General features: G+C 38.1%; 13 protein-coding genes. 10 read left to right on the top strand and 3 right to left on the bottom strand.

The features are described from left to right. Nucleotides 1-221 precede the first annotated feature (221 nt). The 3 genes from LVD47_RS22780 (at nt 222) to LVD47_RS22790 (ending at nt 6,828) form a co-directional block, all read left to right on the top strand. Complete coding sequence (locus LVD47_RS22780) at nt 222-1,598, top strand: Gfo/Idh/MocA family protein (protein WP_236980942.1); 1,377 nt, start codon at nt 222-224, stop codon at nt 1,596-1,598. A 156-nt stretch (nt 1,599-1,754) separates the two neighbouring features. Beyond that, complete coding sequence (locus LVD47_RS22785; RefSeq protein WP_236980943.1) at nt 1,755-3,107, top strand: Gfo/Idh/MocA family protein; 1,353 nt, start codon at nt 1,755-1,757, stop codon at nt 3,105-3,107. Between the two features lie 334 nt (nt 3,108-3,441). After that, entirely contained in the window at nt 3,442-6,828 is a 3,387-nt protein-coding gene (locus LVD47_RS22790) for a proline dehydrogenase family protein (RefSeq protein WP_236980944.1), read from the top strand. Between the two features lie 305 nt (nt 6,829-7,133). Here the strand turns inward: LVD47_RS22790 and LVD47_RS22795 are convergent, their stop codons facing one another. Then, nucleotides 7,134-7,898, bottom strand: coding sequence for an SDR family NAD(P)-dependent oxidoreductase (locus LVD47_RS22795; RefSeq protein ID WP_236980945.1), 765 nt, complete (start codon nt 7,896-7,898; stop codon nt 7,134-7,136). Between the two features lie 333 nt (nt 7,899-8,231). Between LVD47_RS22795 and LVD47_RS22800 the strand changes: the two genes are divergently transcribed. Next, nucleotides 8,232-9,938: an IlvD/Edd family dehydratase gene (locus tag LVD47_RS22800; protein ID WP_236980946.1), complete on the top strand. Its 1,707-nt coding sequence runs from the start codon at nt 8,232-8,234 to the stop codon at nt 9,936-9,938. A gap of 465 nt (nt 9,939-10,403) precedes the next feature. Here LVD47_RS22800 and LVD47_RS22805 read toward each other — a convergent pair whose 3' ends face one another. Next, nucleotides 10,404-10,562 (bottom strand): hypothetical protein, encoded by a 159-nt coding sequence (locus LVD47_RS22805; RefSeq protein ID WP_236980947.1) that lies wholly within the window; start codon nt 10,560-10,562, stop codon nt 10,404-10,406. 658 nt (nt 10,563-11,220) lie between these two features. Between LVD47_RS22805 and LVD47_RS22810 the strand changes: the two genes are divergently transcribed. The 3 genes from LVD47_RS22810 to LVD47_RS22820 all read left to right on the top strand — a co-directional run bounded on the left by LVD47_RS22810 (nt 11,221) and on the right by LVD47_RS22820 (nt 14,278). Then, nucleotides 11,221-12,624, top strand: coding sequence for a DUF3748 domain-containing protein (locus LVD47_RS22810; protein ID WP_236980948.1), 1,404 nt, complete (start codon nt 11,221-11,223; stop codon nt 12,622-12,624). After that, entirely contained in the window at nt 12,621-13,616 is a 996-nt protein-coding gene (locus LVD47_RS22815) for an alpha/beta hydrolase family protein (RefSeq protein WP_236980950.1), read from the top strand. Before LVD47_RS22810 ends, LVD47_RS22815 begins: the two co-directional genes overlap by 4 nt. Nucleotides 13,617-13,711: 95 nt before the next feature. Next, nucleotides 13,712-14,278 carry an RNA polymerase sigma factor gene (locus tag LVD47_RS22820; RefSeq protein ID WP_236980952.1) on the top strand — a complete coding sequence of 189 codons (567 nt, stop codon included), beginning with the start codon at nt 13,712-13,714 and terminating at the stop codon, nt 14,276-14,278. Nucleotides 14,279-14,304: 26 nt separating this feature from the next. Here the strand turns inward: LVD47_RS22820 and mfd are convergent, their stop codons facing one another. Further along, entirely contained in the window at nt 14,305-17,706 is a 3,402-nt protein-coding gene (mfd, locus tag LVD47_RS22825; RefSeq protein ID WP_236980954.1) for a transcription-repair coupling factor, read from the bottom strand. Between the two features lie 431 nt (nt 17,707-18,137). On the opposite strand from mfd, the gene LVD47_RS22830 reads away from it, so the two are divergent. The 3 genes from LVD47_RS22830 to LVD47_RS23810 all read left to right on the top strand — a co-directional run bounded on the left by LVD47_RS22830 (nt 18,138) and on the right by LVD47_RS23810 (nt 20,585). After that, nucleotides 18,138-18,953 carry a mevalonate kinase family protein gene (locus LVD47_RS22830; protein WP_236980956.1) on the top strand — a complete coding sequence of 272 codons (816 nt, stop codon included), beginning with the start codon at nt 18,138-18,140 and terminating at the stop codon, nt 18,951-18,953. Nucleotides 18,954-19,454: 501 nt separating this feature from the next. Next, nucleotides 19,455-20,423 (top strand): isoaspartyl peptidase/L-asparaginase family protein, encoded by a 969-nt coding sequence (locus LVD47_RS22835; RefSeq protein ID WP_236980958.1) that lies wholly within the window; start codon nt 19,455-19,457, stop codon nt 20,421-20,423. 30 nt (nt 20,424-20,453) lie between these two features. Further along, nucleotides 20,454-20,585: a hypothetical protein gene (locus LVD47_RS23810; protein ID WP_255785398.1), complete on the top strand. Its 132-nt coding sequence runs from the start codon at nt 20,454-20,456 to the stop codon at nt 20,583-20,585. Nucleotides 20,586-20,608 lie beyond the last annotated feature (23 nt).

The following is a 20,608-nucleotide window of genomic DNA, read 5'->3' on the forward strand; positions in this document are numbered from 1 at the left end:
AGATTCTCATAACAACAAACATATACAATATTTTTATAATGTGAAAGCGCCTCGCTAATTTTCAGTAGAAATTGCTGGTTATTTTATTATATATTTCGGAAGTTCTTCGCAATCAATCATTTCATAGAGTACGAAGATCGGATCTGGAGATTCAATGATAAGGATGATTTAGTAGAATTGAATATGGATTATTCTTGTAAAAACAAATAAAACAAAATAAGATGGATAATAGACGATCATTTATCAAAAAAACAGCGGCTGGAGCTGCAGGTGTAGCCATAGGCGTGCCGGCGTTTTCTGCGCGATCTTACCGCAATATTGTGGGAGCTAATGATAGGGTTATCATGGGCGTAATTGGTATTCGCGGTAGAGGTGGAAGTTTAATTGACAATTTTTCCGGAATGTATAAGGATGGTGTAATGATTAAAACATTGTGCGATGTAGATTCCAAATTTTTTGCGGAGCGTTCTAAAACGGTTGCAGACAATCAGGATGGCAAGAAACCGGGTACCGTAAAAGATATGCGGGAATTGTATGACGATCCGGAAATTGATGCTGTTGGAATTGCGACTCCTAATCACTGGCATGCATTAGCTGCAATTTGGGGGTGCCAGGCAGGAAAACACGTGTACGTAGAAAAACCAAGTTCTCACAACGTCTGGGAAGGTAGAAAAATGATCGAAGCGGCCAGAAAATATGATCGAATGGTGCAGGTAGGTTTTCAGAATCGGTCGATTAGCAATGTTATGCAAGCCATGCAATTTTTGCACGATGGAGGCATAGGAGAAGTATATATGGCCAGGGGAACTTGTTTTAAGCCCCGGGATTCATTTGGTATCTCAGAGGATAGCATGCCACCGGAAAGCCTTGATTACGATATGTGGTTGGGGCCGGCACAATATCGTCCGTATAATGAAAAAAGAGGGCACTACAATTGGCATTGGCATTGGAATACCGGAAATGGAGATACTGGTAATCAGGGACCTCATCAATTTGATGTAGCGCGATGGGGGTTGAATAAAAAAGAGCATCCTGTACGCGTTCAGTCTATGGGGGGCATCTATGGAGTTTCACCTGATGAATGCTCACAGGAAACGCCAAATACTCAAATGTCTACTTTTGAATATGAGGATGGTAAAATTTTAGAGTTTGAGACAAGAGGTAGATATACAAATGGAGAGGCTACTACTGGTGTGAAAATAGGGAATATATTCTTTGGTACTGAGGGCTGGATGGAAGTCAATGGTAGTACCTGGAAAGCATTCAGAGAAAGAGAAGAGAAACCCTTTGCCGGGTCGGATATGGAGCAAAGTGCGGCCATAGGTGGTGATTCATCTTTTAGAACAGCACCGAGTAGTGGAGGCCATTTTGCGAACTTTATCGAAGGTGTTAGATCAGAAAACCGCTTTGATTTAAACTGTGATATCGCTGTAGGACATAAATCAAGTGTTTTACCGTTGATTGCAAATGTATCATATAGATTAGGGCAAGGATTAAGGTTTAACGGAGAGTTCGAGAAATTTATTGATAATAAGGAAGCCAATATGATGTTGACAAGAAAATATAGAGCTCCTTATATAGTACCTGAAAAAGTATAATACTCTTTACTGAGCGGATATAAATTGCATGTATAAACTGAACTGAGGTTTCATAGAAAATAAGATATTCATGCAAACCTTTGCAGGTGTTCTATGTAATTTATCAACAGGCTATTTATCATAAAGTAAAATTAAAAAAGTGTAATAATAGATACTATGAAAAATCATAATTCGAGAAGATCGTTTATAAAAAAATCTGCAATAGCTACAACTGGTATTTCAGTGCTTGGAGCAACAAGTTTTTCCGCCAAAAGCTATGCCCGTATTATAGGAGCAAACGATCGGCTGAATGTGGCGATAATTGGATTAGGAAGACGTCTTGGTGCTTATTACGAACCAATAGCGAGTAAAAAGGCCAACGTTCAACTTTTGTATTTGTGTGATGTTATGAAATCGCAAAGAGAAAGGGCCGCAAAGAAATTTGAAGAATACATTGACTACTCTCCGACATTAGAGAATAGCTTCTTCAATGTTATTGAAGATAAAGATGTGGATGCAATTATCAATGCTACCCCTGACCATTGGCACGCTCCGGGAACCTGGTTGGCTGTAGAAAATGGTAAACATGTATATGTAGAGAAACCATGTAGTCACAACCCCAAAGAGGGTGAATTGTTGGTGGAATATCAGCAAAAATATGACAAGGTTATCCAAATGGGTAATCAGCAAAGATCTTCCCTGGAGAGCATTGAAATAATAAATGATATCCATGAAGGAATCATTGGAAAAGCTTATAAAGCTACTGCTTTCTATTCCAATGGGAGGGGAGAGGTGGTAAATCAAACAAAAGCACCCGTGCCTGAAGGTTTGGATTGGGAATTGTTCCAGGGTCCTGCTCCCAGAAGGGATTATACGGATAATACCTGGGATTATAACTGGCATTGGTATGGTTGGGATTACGGTACAGCAGAAACTGGAAACAATGCAACCCATGAATTGGATGTGGCTCGTTGGGCTCTTCAAGTAGATTTCCCTAATAAAGTATTAGTAGATGCTGGTAAATACCATTGGCTGGATGATGGGTGGACAATGTATGATACTATGGATGCCGTATTCAAGTTCGAAGACAATAAGACTATACAATGGGACGGAAAAAGCAGAAATGCATATGACACATATGGTGGAGGACGTGGAACAATAATTTATGGTACCGATGGTTCTGTTTTTGTTGATCGCGGCGGCTATAGATTGTATGACCGTAAGGGAGAGTTGGTCAGAGATAGTAAGTCCTCCGGAAGCGAATCAGGTACTGCGTTAGGCGGAGGAGGTAGCATGTCTACCATGCATGTTGAAAATTTCTTTGATGGAATCAGAGGAAAGGCTAAACTACATTCTCCTATAGAAGAAGGGGCAAAAAGTGTGTTATTATGTCATTTGGCTAATATTGCCTACCGGAGTGGCGAGCATATGTTGGAATGCGATCCCTCAAATGGTCATATTACCAATAGCAGAACAGCCAAGAAATTGTGGTCCAGAGAGTATGAACCTGGTTGGGAGCCTAAGATCTAATTTAAATAAATACTTAAATTTTTATATAAGCCTTGGTTTTTGAATCAAGGCTTTTTTTATTCAGAACAGAGCTTGCCTGTTTATTATTAAAATAATATTTACTTTCTCTCCATTATAAACGATAATCATTCGTCAAGTTCAGATTACTTTTTATTTAAGACCTTTTAATGAGTCTTTAAGACATCCTTCGGATTTAGTAGGCAACTCGTTTTAGTTTCGTTAATTGTGAAATATACTTTTGGAAGTCTAGTTTATTTTGAGTATGATCTAAATAGATGGAAGAATAATTTTTCTCATCACCAATTAATTAGATATTTAATTTAAATTTCAAAGTATGGCTTCAAACTTTTCTAAAGAGCAGATTAGCAAATCCCTGGATATTGCCAAAGAATTACAAGAAAGTAGAAAGAAATCCAAAGCTAATCCATTTGCCGAAAGAATGCGTCCGATCATCCAATCACCAGAATCCAAACATTTTCTAATCCGTTTGATGGATGTTGCTTTTCGATCCACGAACTATGACAGAGTCGCGGCTTTCGTTGTCCGTTTATTTAACAGTACGGACAGCTACAATAATTTGTTTACCGGCTCTGAAAAGGTAATGGTTCGATTATTTCGTTCAATAGGGTATAAGTTGCCTTCGGTGAGTGTGCCAGCCATGCATTATCAAATCCGTGATGTAACTAGTCCCATATTATATTTTGTCGGTGATAAAAAATTTAAAAGGCATGCTGAAAAAAGGAGAAATCAAGGTATCCAGTTAAACGTGAATCTAATTGGGGAAGCACTGGTTGGAGAAGGGGAAGCAGATGAGAGAATTAAAAGATATATTTACTTATTAAATCAGGAGGAAGTAAATTATATATCTATTAAGATATCTACGATCTATTCTCAAATTTATCCACTTGGATATGAGTATTCTGTAAAAAGGTTGGTAGAAAAGCTTTCTATACTTTATGATGAAGTGCTGCGAATTGAGCGTGAAACCGGAATACAGAAATTTGTCAATCTGGATATGGAGGAATATCGGGATTTGAGTTTGACCATTGATACCTTTGTACAGACCCTTTCATTATCACAATATAAAAATCTGAGAGCAGGCATTGTTCTTCAGGCATATTTGCCGGATTCTTATAACAAAATGCTTTATCTCAGGAATTGGGCACAGGAAAGAGTGACTAATGGAGGAGCACCGATAAAAATTCGAATTGTGAAGGGGGCAAACCTGGAAATGGAAAAAACGGAATCCTCTTTGGAAGATTGGCCGTTAGTAACCTACAGTGAAAAAATAGAATCAGATGCTAATTTCAAGAAAATTTTAAGCGAAATGCTGACGGAGGAATCAGCAAAGGCCGTAAATGTTGGTGTTGCTTCTCATAATATTTTTGATCTGTCTTTTGCTCTGAGTCTAGTAAAGCAAAATAAACTGGAATCCTATGTCGATTTCGAATTATTGGAAGGTATGGCGGATGCAACCGTAGGTGAATTATTGAATAAGGATTTATCGATAATTCTATATACGCCCATAGTAAAGGAAGAAGATTATAATAGTGCGGTAGCCTATCTGGTCCGAAGGTTGGATGAAGGAACCCAGGATGGCAACTTTCTGAAAGAGGGTTTTGGTTTGAAAACAGGAACTGACCGATGGGAAGAACTTAAAGAACAGTATTTGAAGTCACTGAATTTAATTGATACGGTATCTACCGTTCCAAACCGTATACAGAATAGGGCTTCAGAAGAATATGAAATTCAGGAATATTTTACCAATGTAGCAAATACCGACTGGACTCTAAGGGCTAATAGGGATTGGATTCAAACAATTAAAGAACGATGGGAATTTCCTGAAAAGATATTTGGTAGCATAATTCACGTCGGAGGGGAATTAAAAGAAAAGAAGCGAGAAGTCTCTGGAATGATCGGTTGGAATGGTAACCATCCTTGGCAATATGAATTAGCGGATAAAGAGGATTATGAGAATGTTATTAATTCCGGTTCTGAATGGTATGATTATTCTGTCGAAAAAAGAGCAGGATTGTTGAGAAAAGCAGGAGAAGAGATTAATAAAAGACGCGGAGATTTGATCGGTGCTGCCGTGGCTGAGCTAGGTAAGACCGTATATGAAGTAGACATAGAAGTTTCCGAGGCAATTGATTTTGCTAATTTTTATGCCAGTTCTATGGACAAAATCTCGTTGGAAGGTATGAAAACCATTGACGGAGGTATCAATCTGGTCCTCTCGCCATGGAACTTCCCTGTAGCTATACCGGCAGGTGGGGTATTGGCTTCTTTAGCTGCTGGCAAGCGAGTAATTCTCAAGCCATCAATGAATGCCGCAGGTTGCTCTTCCATTATTTGTGACTGCTTGTGGAAAGCAGGCATTCCCAAAAGTGCTTTGAGCTTTTTGCCAGCCAGCGAAGAAACATTGGATCCATTTTTGTCGGAGGGAAATGTATTTGATGCCGTAATTCTTACAGGTGGGACGGGTACAGCCAAATTTTTGCTCGATAGAAATCCCCGGCTTAATCTTTACGCCGAAACCGGAGGAAAAAATGCTACTATTGTAACCAGCCTTTCCGATAGAGAGCAGGCAATTAAAAATGTAGTTCAATCTGCTTTTGGCAATACAGGGCAGAAATGTTCTGCAACGAGCCTTCTTATTTTGGAAAAGGAAGTATATGAAGATGAACATTTCAAAAAACTATTAAAAGATGCTGCTGAAAGTAAAATCCATGGAAATCCGTGGAATCTGGAAACGCAAATAGGTCCCCTGGCGGTTCCCGTATCTGATAAATTACTACAATCCATTGAAACTACCGATGAAGATCAATGGTTGTTGAAGCCGATACTAAATGGGAAGTTTATGTTATCACCGGGAATTAAATGGGGTGTGACAAAGGAAGATTATGAATACCAGAATGAGTTGTTTGGTCCTATTTTATCTGTAATGATGGCTAGAGGGTTGGCAGATGCAGTGGAATTGGTCAATGGTGTGGAATATGGATTGACCAGTGGAATAGAGACATTGGCAAGGGAGGAAATTTGGTATTGGCAAAATGCGGTCAAAGCGGGTAACTTGTATGCTAACCGCTCAACGACCGGAGCAATTGTATTGAGGCAACCATTTGGAGGGATGAAAGAATCCAGTTTTGGTTTTGGAATGAAAGCCGGAGGTCCGAATTATGTGCTTCAATTTTCAAATATTGAGGAAGTCGACAAAGTTTCGATTAATGAAGTACGGATCGATTACAAAAAATGGTTTGATATCCATTTTAATAAAGAAATTGATTATGTGAAATTGCGAGGCCAACACAATATTAATCGATATTTATTTCCGGATAAAGTTTTTGTTTTAATTGATGACGATACTTCTAATCAAGATATTATGAGGGTAGAGGCTGCAGCGAAAACACTTCGTGTGAAAACAAAATATTATGCGCTGGATGAACGCACTATCCCCATGTCCGCTGAATTCGATATATTGAAGGAATGGTCAGATATTGAGGATGAATTAAGTCACAATATTGTGGTAAGGGCTCTTAATTATGAAAGGTTAGACGACGATTTTCTAAAGTTGTGTCATGAAAGAGCAATTCATGTTTACGGAAGAAAGCCCAGTTGTTATGGTAGATTGGAACTACTTAATTATGTAATTGAACAAAATCGGTCGATTAATTATCACAGATACGGTAATCTCCTCGGGGAAAAACCTTTGGAGGACTAGTTTCCTGTGAGTTTCACCATATAATAGTTTTATTTGCCTTCTACCCTGAGCATCAATCCCAGGGTTCGGTTTAGTGCGCTTCCTGTCATCAAATAACTATTGGGACACGATCCGGTCTGGTGTAATAGGATGTATCGGATGCGTGATGTTCACTTTTAAGCAAAAAATATCCAAATCAATAGTTCCCATGCTATACATGGAGTTTGATTGTTAACTGTATAGGATCGAGGTTTTTATCGGCAAATTTACTTGCTAAAACGTTATATGTTACAAACACCTATTATTTTATATCCCATTGCATTTTATTATTCCGGTTGCGGACTGGTACACGTCCACCCCCCGTCTACTATAATAGTTTGCCCATTGATCTGACCAGCATTCGGTGAGAGTAAGAAAAGAGCCGTGTGAGCTATTTCAGCTGTTGAAGTAACTTTTCCGGTGGGGGTGATTTTCTCCCATTGTTTTTCGAAATGGTCATCCAGGGCCAATGTGCGTTCGGTAATGGTAGCCCCTGGAGAAATTGCATTTACCGTAATATTTTTGGGTCCGAGTTCAAAACTGAGAATTTTTGCCAATGCACGTATGGCTGCTTTTGACATACCATAAGCCGCCAAATTTTTGTGGGCCTGATGTCCTGTAACGGAGGACATTAGAAGAATTCTCCCCTCCTTTTTATTTTTAATCATAGAAAGTGCACTTTTTTGAGCCAGGAAAAAAGTGCCTTTCAAATTTACGTCTGTAAGTTTCTGAAAATCATCTTCGGAGTAGGTAAGGAATTCGCCAAATGTGGTAATACCTGCATTAGCGATTGTCATATCTACACCGTTAAAATTTTCTTCGGCTGTTTTAATCATTTTCTTGATGACCGATATATCAGATGAATCTCCGACAATAATTGCACAGGTACCGTTTTCTTTATCTAATTTTTCTTTGGCGGATAGAGCTACTTCAGGATTGATATCGTTTAAAATAATATTGGCGCCTTTCGAAGACAATTGCCTGGCGATTTCAAAGCCAATACCTATCCCTCCACCTGTAATAATAGCTGTTTTACCACGAAAATTCGTCATGCTGTTTAGTCTGTATTGATGTATTTAAAAATATCGTGAAATGTAAATATAAAATTCATTATGTCTTTTATTACTAGAAATAATATTTTATTATTTTGGAGATTTTTATGGAGGGAATACATATAAAATTCTCAGTTCTATTCATTATAGAAAGATGTAAAGCTTCAAACTTATAAGCTTTTTGATTTCAATAGGGGAAGGTGGAATTATGATAATTTAGTATTTGTCAATGACTTGCAAAGTTTTTAAAATAAATTCTGGAAAACCATTGAAGGGATGTTTTTTATCTTTTCATTATTTCTAGTAATAAAAAAGGATGTAAATAACTAAAATATGAAATTAAGAAGTAGCGATTGGTTTGGAAGGGAAGGGAAAGATGGTTTTATTTACCGTGCTTGGATGAAAAACCAGGGAATTCCGGATGATGAGTTTAGAGATAAACCCGTAATAGGAATTTGTAATACATGGTCAGAACTCACACCTTGCAATGCCCATTTCAGGGAGCTGGCCGAATCTGTGAAGAAAGGAGTATGGGAGTCGGGTGGATTCCCATTAGAGTTTCCTGTTATGTCTTTGGGCGAGACTATTGTGAAGCCGACAGCGATGCTTTTTCGAAATTTAATGAGCATGACTGTAGAAGAGTCCATCAGAGCCAATCCCCTCGATGGTGTGGTCCTTTTGGTAGGGTGTGATAAAACGACGCCGGCATCCGTTATGGGGGCTTGCAGTGTTGATATTCCTACAATCGCAGTTTCAGGAGGTCCTATGTTAACAGGTAAATTCAAAGGACGGGATATGGCCACTTCGGATATTTGGCGGATGAGTGAAGCGTCCAGGTCAGGAGAGTTGGACCAGGAGACTTTTCGCAATGCAGAAGCTGCCATGTGCCGGAGCCAGGGACACTGTGCGGTTATGGGAACTGCTTCTACTATGGGGTGCATGGTCGAATCTTTGGGACTTACTCTGCCTGAAAACGCTGCTATCCCGGCTGCTGATTCCCGGAGAAAGGTGCTTGCACAATTGTCGGGAAGAAGGATCGTGGATATGGTAAAAGAAGACCTTAAGCCCTCAGAAATTTTAACCAGAGAGGCATTTGAGAATGCAGTAATTGCTAATGCGGCAATAGGTGGTTCCACCAACTTCTTAATTCATTTGATGGCGATAGCTGGAAGGGTCGGAATCAATCTTACCCTGGATGATTTCGACCGATTGGGTAGCAAAATACCTTTATTAGCTAATCTTCAACCCTCCGGAAAATACTTCATGGAGGATTTCTACTATGCTGGTGGTTTACCGGCTGTAATGAAAGAATTATTACCCCATTTGCATAAAAGTGTTGTTTCAGTAAATGGAAAAACAGTAGAAGAAAATTGTAGTAGTGCGGAAAGTTTTGACGAAGAAATCATTGCTAAGCTTGATAAACCTTTTCAAGAAAATTCGGGCATTGCAGTGGTGTATGGAAATTTATGTGAGAATGGTGCCATTATCAAACCCTCTGCAGCCAGTGAGGAATTAATGAAACATAGGGGACAGGCAATCGTATTTGAGACTATCGAAGAGTTTCATGAAAGAATAAACGATCCGGAATTAGAAGCGGATGAGACAAATATCCTGGTTTTAAAAAATGTAGGCCCCAAAGGATATCCGGGCATGCCCGAAGTAGGAAATATGGGCTTACCTCCAAAGTTATTGAAAAAAGGCGTAAAGGATATGGTACGTATTTCAGACGGTAGAATGAGTGGAACAGCGTTTGGTACTACCTTTTTGCATGTTTCCCCGGAATCTGCAATTGGAGGGAATTTGGCTTTTGTTCAAGATGGAGATTGGATTGAAGTGGATGTGGAAAACCGCAGATTGCATTTGGATGTGCCTCCAGATGAACTTGAAAAGCGAAAAAGGAATTGGAAGCCTATAGACCTGGGGTATGATAGGGGGTACGTGAAAATGTTTATAGACCACGTGGAACAAGCAGATAAAGGAATGGACCTGGATTATCTGAAAGGAAGCTCTGGAAGTGAGGTAAGCAGGGATTCTCATTGATCTGGATTTCTTATTTTTTCATATAGAGGATGGCTGTCTTGAATCCAATACTTTATAGACATAGAAAATTAAAGGAAAATATATCGAACGTATTGGGACAATTACCCAATATTAAGTGTGGAATTCTGTGTGGATCAATTGCGTCTGGCAGTCCGAATAGTAACAGTGATATAGATATAGATGTGGGGGAAAAGAGGAATTGGATCCTAATGATAGAATTGACCTGATTGAACAGTTGGCAATAGTTTCTGAAAGGCCTGTCGATTTTGTGGACTTGGTGATCCCTGGCGATACATTATTGTAATAGATATGGACACAGGGAGATTTGATATATTGCAAAAACAAAAACCTTTATGCCGAAATTATTCGGCGTTTGTGGAATAACTACTCGGATATGACTCCCTTGTATTTCCGGAAATTGAAAGAAAGAAGTAAAAAGTGGACAAACAAATTATAAGGGAACTGTTATCTTGGAGAAGATGCATAGTTAGGGTCCGGAAAAAAAGACCTTCTTCCGTTGAGCAACTGGAAAATAGGCTGGTTATTCAAGGTATTGTCTTCAGTACTCTTGCACATGCTGTCCAACAGAGTGTGGATATTGCTTCTCTCCTTAATGCGGATCATAAGAATATTTTTCCTATAACTAAGTCTGATTCATCCAAAATTCTAATACACAATGGATAGATAAAGGGTGAATTGGCAGGGTATGAGAAAAAAGCAGTTGGGTTTTGCAATACATTTGTGCACCCGTATCAAATAATCCATTGGGAAATTGTTTATAGATTTTTGCCACTACAGATCGGATGACTTTAAGTCTTTTGCCAAAGAAATGGATCAACTTCTTGAATAAGGTGGGAAATTCGTGGGACCAGAATGATGTGATTGAGAGAAATTAATATTGCTGGTTTTGTTAAAACTACCCTCCTGTTTTTTTACCATTTTTTTGTGAGTTCACACGACGAAAATGATTGCAATATCCATTTCTTCCCAATTTTTAGTAAGGATGTAATCCTAATCGGGACGCTTCGGTCTTTATTGTGGATATGATTTTCAGGGATGGGGCGATTATGTTTTTTATGTTGTGTTTTCTTTTATTGCCTATCCAATTAAAAATTATGTATTTTAACCGGTACTATCCTTTTGAAATATAACCAAATGTACATGTTGGATATTTTTGAATGGAATTTTTTCCACATCCAAAATTATTTGGAAAGCTTATTCCTTGAGTTTTAATAATCTTGTATGTTTACAGCATTGGAACAATAAGTAATATCCTTTAATCATGAGTTTTCACCCGGGTTTATATTTTTTATATCTTAATGTATTTATAATAATGGGCTGCAACAGTTCTAATGAATCATACAATCAAGAATCTCAATGGACAGAAAAGCAAATCACTTCCGGTGGAAAAGGACACTTTATCAATCCGGTTCAAGCATTTTCACCGGATAATAATTGGATAGTCTACGATACCAGAAATGATGGTGGTCATATAGGAAGGACGGGTTCAATTGAGCGCGTCAATATCAATACTGGGAAGACAGAGACCGTCTACAAAACAGAGATGCAAACGGAATTCGGTCCCGGAGTGGGTGCTGTGGCGTATCATCCTATTGAAGATAAGGTAGTATTTATTCATGGTATACGAAATAGTGATCGGGATAAGCCTTATGATTTGACACGTAGAACTGGGGTTATGGTAGATCTTACTGAACCCGGGGAAGGAGTTTTTATTGATGCAAGAGATGTTACAGAACCCTTTTCATCAGGTGCCCTGAGAGGAGGTACCCACGCCCATTCCTGGAGTGCAGACGGGAGCTGGATTACATTTACCTATAATGACGAAGTTGTTGCCAAAGCAGCCAATGCCGACAATGGATTAAAAGACCTAAGGCTGGTGGGAGTTTCTGCGCCCTGGGGAAGGGTTGAAATTGAACCTGATAAAAGTGGTGAAAATAATTCAGGGTCAATGTTTTCAATGCTAGTGACAGAGGTTACAGAAAATCCGAGGCCGGGCAGTGATGAAATTGAAAAAGCCTATGAGGATGGTTGGATAGGGACAAATGGATATGTCAAGTCAAATGGTACCAGGCAAAAAAGAGCCATAGCGTTTTTAGGTGATGTGATTTCAGAAAAAGGAGAGAAAGTAACGGAAGTTTTTGTAGTTGATGTTCCTGATGAATATAAAGACCTGGAAAGCCAGCAACAATTAAAAGGGACATCTCAGTCGAGGCCACTTCCTTTGGATGGTATTAGCCAAAGAAGGGTGACCTATTCAACTAATCGCAAATTCCCCGGAGTCCAGGGGCCCAGGCAATGGATGAAAAGTACTCCTGACGGAACACTTTTGTTTTTTATGATGAAAGATAATGATGGTAGCATCCAGATATATTCTGTACCGACTATCGGAGGTGATATAAAGCAGATAACAAATAATGCGTTTTCTATTGAAACGTCTTTTGACATTGATGGGAAAGGTAAGAGAATTACCTATGGTGCGCAGGGACGGATCTATATTACTTCTATTGATACAGGTGTTACGAAATGTGTTTTGGAGAATGTAGATAATAAATATAGTGAATTACATAGTGTACAATGGTCTCGAAATGGAGAGATAATTGCGTACAACCGAAAGGTTGCTCAGGGTGATACTTCTTATTTTCAAATATTTACATTAGCTAAATGAATAAAGTAATTACACTTATCTTAGGCATTTTGGTGGTTCTGGGTGTTATAATACTATTTTTCAATATTATTATTCCGGGGGAAACGGAAACGAAAAATACTACTACACAAATCAGGTATGATGACCAGACGGTAAGTAATTGGCAGTCCCCGTTTGAAGAAGTCGAAATAGTGTCAAATTTGGATGATAGTTTACAAAAAGCCTGGTTTCTTCCTTCATCTTCTGGGGAGCCGATGCCTCTGTTGGTAAGTTTGCATACCTGGAGTGGTAATTACAGCCAATTTGATACACTTGCCATTTTAGCTAAAGAAAGTAATTGGAATTACATTCATCCCGACTTTCGCGGCCCCAATAAAACATTTAAAGCTTGCTGTAGTGAATGGGCAAGGAATGATATCGATGAAGCTATTGATTATGCCATTGAAAATGGAAATGTGAATCCTGACAAGATTTTTGTAGTGGGTGTTAGTGGTGGAGGATACGCTGCATTGTCCACCTATATGACATCCCGCCATAAAATAAACAAAATTTCAGCTTGGGTCCCTATATCAGATTTGCCAGCCTGGTACAATCAATCCAAAATTAGACAGAATAAATACAGTGAGGACATTATGAATTGTACAGGATCCGTAGGAAGTCTTGATATCCAAATTGCCAAAGAGCGTTCCCCAATATATTGGGAAGTCCCTGCAAGAAATACAGTATTGAATATTTATGCAGGCGTATACGATGGGATCCAGGGTAGTGTGCCAATTACTCAATCTATCAACTTCTATAATAAAATAGTCTCATCATTGGGAGCAAAAGATCGAGATATGGTATCCAATGAAGAAAAACTACAACTGTTGGAAAATAGAGAGCCGCTGGCCAAATTTGGAAAGATTGGAGCCAGAGATGTGTGCCTCACAAAAGAATTTAAGAACATTTCTATCACTATTTTCATGGGCAATCACGAAATGCTTCCTTCGACTGCTTTTAAATCTTTACATTGACAAAATGCTTTGAAATTAGATTAATTGTAAATTCTACATCTATAAATTGTATTTTTTTTGTAATTTTGATAGGTTGGTTGTGAAATATTTTCAAAATGTCTGATAATACAAAAAATAGTATTAGTGATCAGAATTTACTAGTCCGAATGAGTAAAGGAGATGAAAAAGCATTCTATCTCCTTTATAAAAAGTATTGGGACAGCCTATATAATGCGGCATTTAAGAGATTAAAAGATCACGATATGTGTGAAAATGCCGTTCAAAATGTCTTCGTTGATCTATGGAATAGAAAAGAGACATTGTCCGTAGGCAATGTTTCAGCCTACCTACATTCTGCTGTGAAATACCAGGTTTTTGGATTGATAGTTAAGAAAAAAGGTGAAGTTTATTTTACTGAACCTTTTGAATCTATTGTCAAGTCCCCTTTTTCTGCAGATGGGGAATTAATAGAAAGAGAATTGCAGCATGTGCTTGAAAAATGGTTGGAATCTTTACCTGAAAAACGAAGGAAAATATTTCTAATGTACTACGATAAAGAACTATCTTCCCGGGAGATATCAGAAAGGTTGAGCATTGCCCAGAAAACAGTTCAAAACCAGGTTCGCACGGCTACTAAAAGTCTTCGATTGAGACTTACTCAATTCATGTCACTTTTTTTATAATTCTGGCCTTGAAAGATAGAGAGGTTTTATGCATTTGAATTAACTGGGAATCTATTTACTCCTGTATTCATTGATGATAAGTATTTTTTAACATTATAAGTTGAATTAATGTCATCAACCACCAAAATTAGATGGTTTCGGGATTGTTTGATTTTTGCTTTCGGCAAACCGGGGTCTTTTTTATTGCAAAACTTCATAATGTTTTGAAAAGTGGAAGATTCATAATAAATAGATTGAGGATCTGTAGGAAAATAGCACCGGAGTTTCTTCTTTTTATAGATGATCCTTTCAAATCCCAGAAGCTTGGCAAGCCAGCGAATCCGGAGTCCTTCGAAGAGATTCTGAACCTCAGTTCCCGGTTTTCCAAAACGGTCTTCTAGTTCTTTTGAAAATTGAAATAATTCTTCTTCTGTTTTGAGGTTATCCAGTTTGGTATACAGGCTTAATCGCTCCTGGATTTGATTGACATAAGAATCAGGAATCAGCATATCTACATCCATTTCAATAATAACATCCCGAACATGTTCCTTTTGATTTAATAAGTCCTCTTTAAAAACTTCTTTGAACTCGTTTTCCTTGAGTTCCTGAATAGACTCTTCCAGGATTTTTTGGTATGTATGGTATCCAATCTCAGAAATAAAACCACTTTGTTCGGCTCCCAGTAGATTACCTGCTCCTCTTATGTCTAAATCACGCATGGCGATTTCAAAACCTGAACCGAGTTCTGAAAATTCCTCAATTGTCTTGAGTCTTTTTCTGGCTTCGGCGGTAAGAACAGAAAGGGGAGGACAAAATAAATAACAGTAGGCTTTTTTGTTGGAGCGGCCCACTCGTCCTCTTAATTGGTGTAAATCACTTAATCCGAATTGGTGGGCATTATTTATAATAATTGTATTTGCATTTGGGATATCAAGTCCAGTCTCTATAATGTTAGTACAAAGCAGTAAGTCATATTGACCATTTATGAAATTCACGAGAGTATCCTCAAGGTTTTTACTTTCCATTTGGCCATGGGCAATAGCAATGTCAATGTCTGGACAAAGCCGTTGTAATAAAACAGACATTTCATTAAGCGATTTGACTCGGTTGTGTACGAAAAATACCTGGCCACCCCTGTCGATTTCATAGTAAATGGAGTCGCGGATTAAATCATTATTGAAAATTCTAATTTCTGTATGAATAGCCTGACGGTTGGGCGGTGCAGTCCGTAAAATAGATAAATCCCGGGCTGACATAAGGGAAAATTGCAGAGTTCTAGGTATTGGAGTGGCGGTTAATGTCAGGGTGTCGACGTTCACTTTTAGATTGCGAAGGCGTTCTTTGGCTGATACTCCAAACTTTTGTTCCTCGTCGATTACCAACAAGCCCAGATCTTTGAATTTTATTTTTTTATTGAGAATGGCATGGGTTCCAATGACAATATCAAGAGTACCTTCCGCCAGCTTTTTATAAATCTCATTTTTCTGTTTCGTTGTTTTGAATCGATTGACATAATCTATCTCCACACCAAATTCAGAAAGACGGCTATTAAAGGTTTTAAAATGCTGTAATGCAAGGATGGTAGTTGGCACGAGCACGGCAACTTGTTTTCCATTGACTACAGATTTGAAGGCAGCTCTTATTGCCAATTCGGTCTTGCCAAAACCTACGTCGCCGCAAATCAATCGGTCCATAGGATATCCTTGTTCCATATCCTTTTTCAATGCAATGGTTGCCGTTTCCTGATCCGGAGTATCTTCATAAAAGAAACTCGCTTCCAGTTCATTTTGTAAATAACTATCAGGCTTACAGGCAAAACCCTCTGAAGCTTTTCTTTTTGCATATAGTTTGATAAGTTCAGAAGCTATGTCCTTAATTTGCTTACGGGTTTTGCTTTTCATTCTGGACCAGGTATCTGTACCTAATTTACTCAAGGTTGGGGTTGATCCGTCTTTACCCGTAAACCTTGATATTTTATGTAAGCTATTTATACTTACATACAGCACGTCATTATTTTTATACAGAATTCGCATGGATTCCTGAACCTGATCATTGAGCTCAATTTTTTCAAGGCCTGAATATTTTCCCACACCATGGTCTATATGGGTGACATAATCCCCGGGTTGCAATTCCTTGAGCATTCGGGCTGTGATAGCTTTACTTTTATTAAAACCCTGCCGCAGATTGTACTTATAGAAACGTTGGAAGATTTGATGATCCGTGTAACAGACTATTTTTAGGTCGTGATCTACAAACCCTTCATTGAGACCTTTTAGTACCGTATTTACCGGCACCCCGGCCTCCAGATCCTGGAAAATTGAATCCAACCTTTTTTCTTGTCTGGGACTGTCAGTAAATAAATACAGCTCGTATTTTTTGGAGTAGTGCTCTTGTAAGTCCTCTATTAGTAGGGTGAAATTCTTGTTAAAACTTTTTTGCGGGGATATATTAAAAGACAAAACCTCTCTAAAATCTTTATCAATTTTTATTCCATCCTGAAAATATATCCCCGGGAAATCACCTATTTTTTCGAGTATTTTATCCGGACTAAAATATTTTTCGTTCTTGAAATAACTTACTACGTCTGCCGAAAATTCCGAGTGTGCAATTTCCTGTCTGAATTGTTGAGCCAGTTTAAAGGTTTGCGAAAGTCTTGAAGCAAAAAGATTGGGATTGAAGTGCCAAATGACGGCATCATTGCGCAAAATTTCAAAAAAAGAATCCCAGTCGTTTTTGTCTATTTTACGTTGAATGTCAGGAACTATTGAGATTGATTCAACTTTCTTTTTTGAGAGTTGGGTAATTGGATCAAAAAAGCGGATACTTTCTATTTCAGTATCAAATAATTCAAGTCTGTATGGCCATTCATTTCCATATGTAAAAATATCTACAATGCCTCCACGGACAGAAAATTCACCAGGCTCATAAACAAAGTCTACATGTTCAAAGCCATATGAAACCAATTCTTCGATAATCAGCTCTGCATCTATATCCTCACCTATTGTTAAAGTGATTTTATTTTTTTCCAGCGTATCAGGAGCTACTACCTTCTCAAGTAAAGCCTCTGGATAGGTGATGACTATATGCCCATAATTTTTTTGGCTATTTATTTTATTAGTTGTTTCCGTTTTGAGCAAGAGGTTGTTGCGGTCTATTCGTGTGAAGTTTTGTGGCTGTCGAAAAGAATCCGGAAGAAAATGTACCGGACTTCCGGGTAGAAGGGATTCAATAGTATTGTATATATAGGCTGCTTCTTCTTTATCTCCGCATAGGACCAAAGAGTGCTTCTTTTGATTACTGTATGCCGCTGCTACCAGTGTACTCTTGCTGCCTCCGGCACAAGACGCCAGCTTAATGTTGGAAATTTCATTGCTTTCTATAAAGTCATTGATCTTTCCAATTTTATCGCTTTGTTTATAATGTTGTAAAAATCGGTCTAAATTTTCCACTCGCTTAGTATATTTTCCATACCCTATATTAAATGCGAAGGTAATTAAATAGTTTAATGTGTGGTGCACGACCCACACCCGGAAAAAAAGGATTATTAAGACGGAAATACTGCCTACAACGCATCTTTATAATTATTACTTATCCCTGTAAAAAAGGAGGGATATTTTTACCAGATATCCGATGCAAATGTCCAACTCTAATTTAATGGTTAAAGTTCTCAGTGAAAGTCAATAAAATAATATATTAATTCAATAAATATGTTTAGTTTTTTAGAACTTAAAAGGAAATAATACTGTAAGTTTTACAATGACACAAATAGTTCAACAGTTAATGCTTCTCTTCCGGACTTCCATCTTATCAAGTACTGCCCAGGATATTACAAAAACCTCAAAGTATTCTAATACTTTTGCAGGGACCAACTAATTAAACGGTGAATAAAAAAATATTTCCAGCCAAAATCCTGATGTTTGGTGAATATCTTGTGCTGAATGAAGGAGCTGCTATTTCTATTCCTTACCCAGACTATAATTGTCATTGGGAAAAAGGTGAATTGGAGAATTCAGAACTTTATGATTTCATGGCATACCTCAAAATAAGTGGGATGGAATCGAGTTTGGATTTGGATAAGATGGAAAAGGACCTAGAGGATGGTTGGAATCTTCTATCTACAATCCCTAGAGGAAGTGGTTTGGGAAGTTCAGGTGCAGTAGTTGCTGCGGTCTACGATCGGTATGCACATAATAAGGTAGAAAGAATTGAAGATTTGCAGGCTGTATTTAGTGATATGGAGCATTTTATGCACGGGAAAAGTTCTGGATTTGATCCATTAACCAGCTTTTTGGGAAAACCAATTTTGATGAAAAATAAGCAGGGGGTGGTCATTAAAACAGAATTGTCTTTTCTCTCTCAATGGAACATGGAATTAATTAATAGCGGGAAGGAACGCCAGGCCTCTGATTTAATAGATAGATATATTCAATCATTAGAAAGCCAGGAAGAATTTACCAGGAGAATTCAAGTTCTTACAAAGGTAAATAATAAGATTATTGACGCTCTGATAAGAAACGAATTAGTGGTTGCCCGTGACCTTATTCGTTCATTTTCTCAAAATCAATTAGAAATATTCAACGATTGGATCCCAGGCTCGATACGTAGAATGTGGGAAGAGGATTTGCATTCAGATGATCGTATTATGAAACTGTTGGGTGCTGGTGGCGGTGGATATTTTTTGAGGATTAGATTTTAGCATAGTGTAGTAAGTACTTAAAGGTAAAAGTTTGGAGTGCCTAAAATTAGAGTTAAGGGTATGTTTTAAAATTTATAGTAATAAATTGAGCGAATGTCGTTCAATTGAAACTATATTTAAATCAATGCTGCTCATGTGTAATTTCAGGGGACAAGCATACTTATTTGTTATAGTTACAATTGGTTAATTCGGTACTTTTCAATTTGGAAAAAACGTGAGCTCAACGAATAATTGTTTCTGGTATTTATTTTGCGAAAAAGGCAAAATTTAATGCTTGAAACGATGGTTTTACTTTTTTCCCACCCTTTCGCTCCCTCAGAACTCTTATTTTCCCTGTCGAACTCAAGTTAAATAATAAAAAACGGAAAGTTTTTTCTTTGTCAATTGATTTAGTGCTCATTGTTTGATTCCAAATTTACATACCTACTTCTCTCACTCTTAAAACTACTTTTTTTCATCTATTTACATATCTTTGTTTTTTAATATTTAATTGATATTCGAATGAAAAGGAGATCTTTTGTTGCTCGTTTAATGGGAGGTACAATTGGAACAGGAATTTTGAGTCACAAGGCTAAAAGTAATATTTTTCGCCCGGGCAATAAACCGGTAGTGGTTTCTACCTGGAAATTTGGCTTAAAGGCAAACGACGAAGCCTGGAAGGTATTGGAAAACGGAGGGAAATCTATTGATGCAGTGGAACAGGGAGTGAAAATCATAGAAGGAGATGCTGATAATATGACTGTAGGTATTGGGGGATTGCCTGATCGGGATGGTCATGTAACGTTGGATGCATGTATTATGGATGAAACCGGAAATGCCGGGTCGGTTTGTTTTCTTGAACATATCGTTCATCCGGTGTCGGTTGCGCGCAAAGTGATGGAGGATACTCCTCATGTCATATTATCTGGAGAGGGAGCATTGCAGTTTGCTCTTGAGCAAGGATTTGAAAAGACTAATCTTTTAACTGAAAAATCTGAAAGAGCATGGGAAAAGTGGAAGAAAAAATCCGAATATAAACCGGTTATTAATATTGAAAATCACGATACCATTGGTATGGTTGCATTGGATAGCAACGGGGATTTGTCCGGGGCATGTACTACCAGTGGATTGGCATATAAGATGCATGGAAGGGTTGGTGATAGCCCAATTATTGGCGCTGGTTTGTATGTCGATAATGAAGTTGGAGCAGCTACTGCTACGGGAATGGGTGAGGCTGTTCTGAAGACTTGCGGCACTTTTCTGGTGGTTGAATTGATGCGTCAGGGAAGGACCCCTTCTGAAGCATGTAAAGAAGCCGTTTTGCGAATAGCGAAAAAACAAAATTATAGTGATTTTCAAATTGGGTTTTTAGCTCTGAATAAAGCCGGAGAGTCCGGTTCTTATTGCATCCATCCTGGATTTGATTATGCATATCGAGATTCCCAAAAATCGGAACTGATTAATTCTAAAAGTTTTACGGGTAAAAAATAGTGTTAAAAAAACGTATTAAATAAAATTGGAATGGATTTTGTACAAATCCCCATGAGAATATGTTTTATGCTATGGGACTATGTCAGGGAGCGAGGTGATTTTGGTTCGCTGAGTAATCCAAAAGTGGACAAAACTAAGACCGTTTCAATTGATCCCGTATAATCTTATTCTTTAAAGTGCGTTTT

The sequence above is a fragment of the Membranihabitans maritimus genome (assembly GCF_021729145.1).
In the GTDB taxonomy this organism is placed as follows: domain Bacteria; phylum Bacteroidota; class Bacteroidia; order Chitinophagales; family Saprospiraceae; genus Membranihabitans; species Membranihabitans maritimus.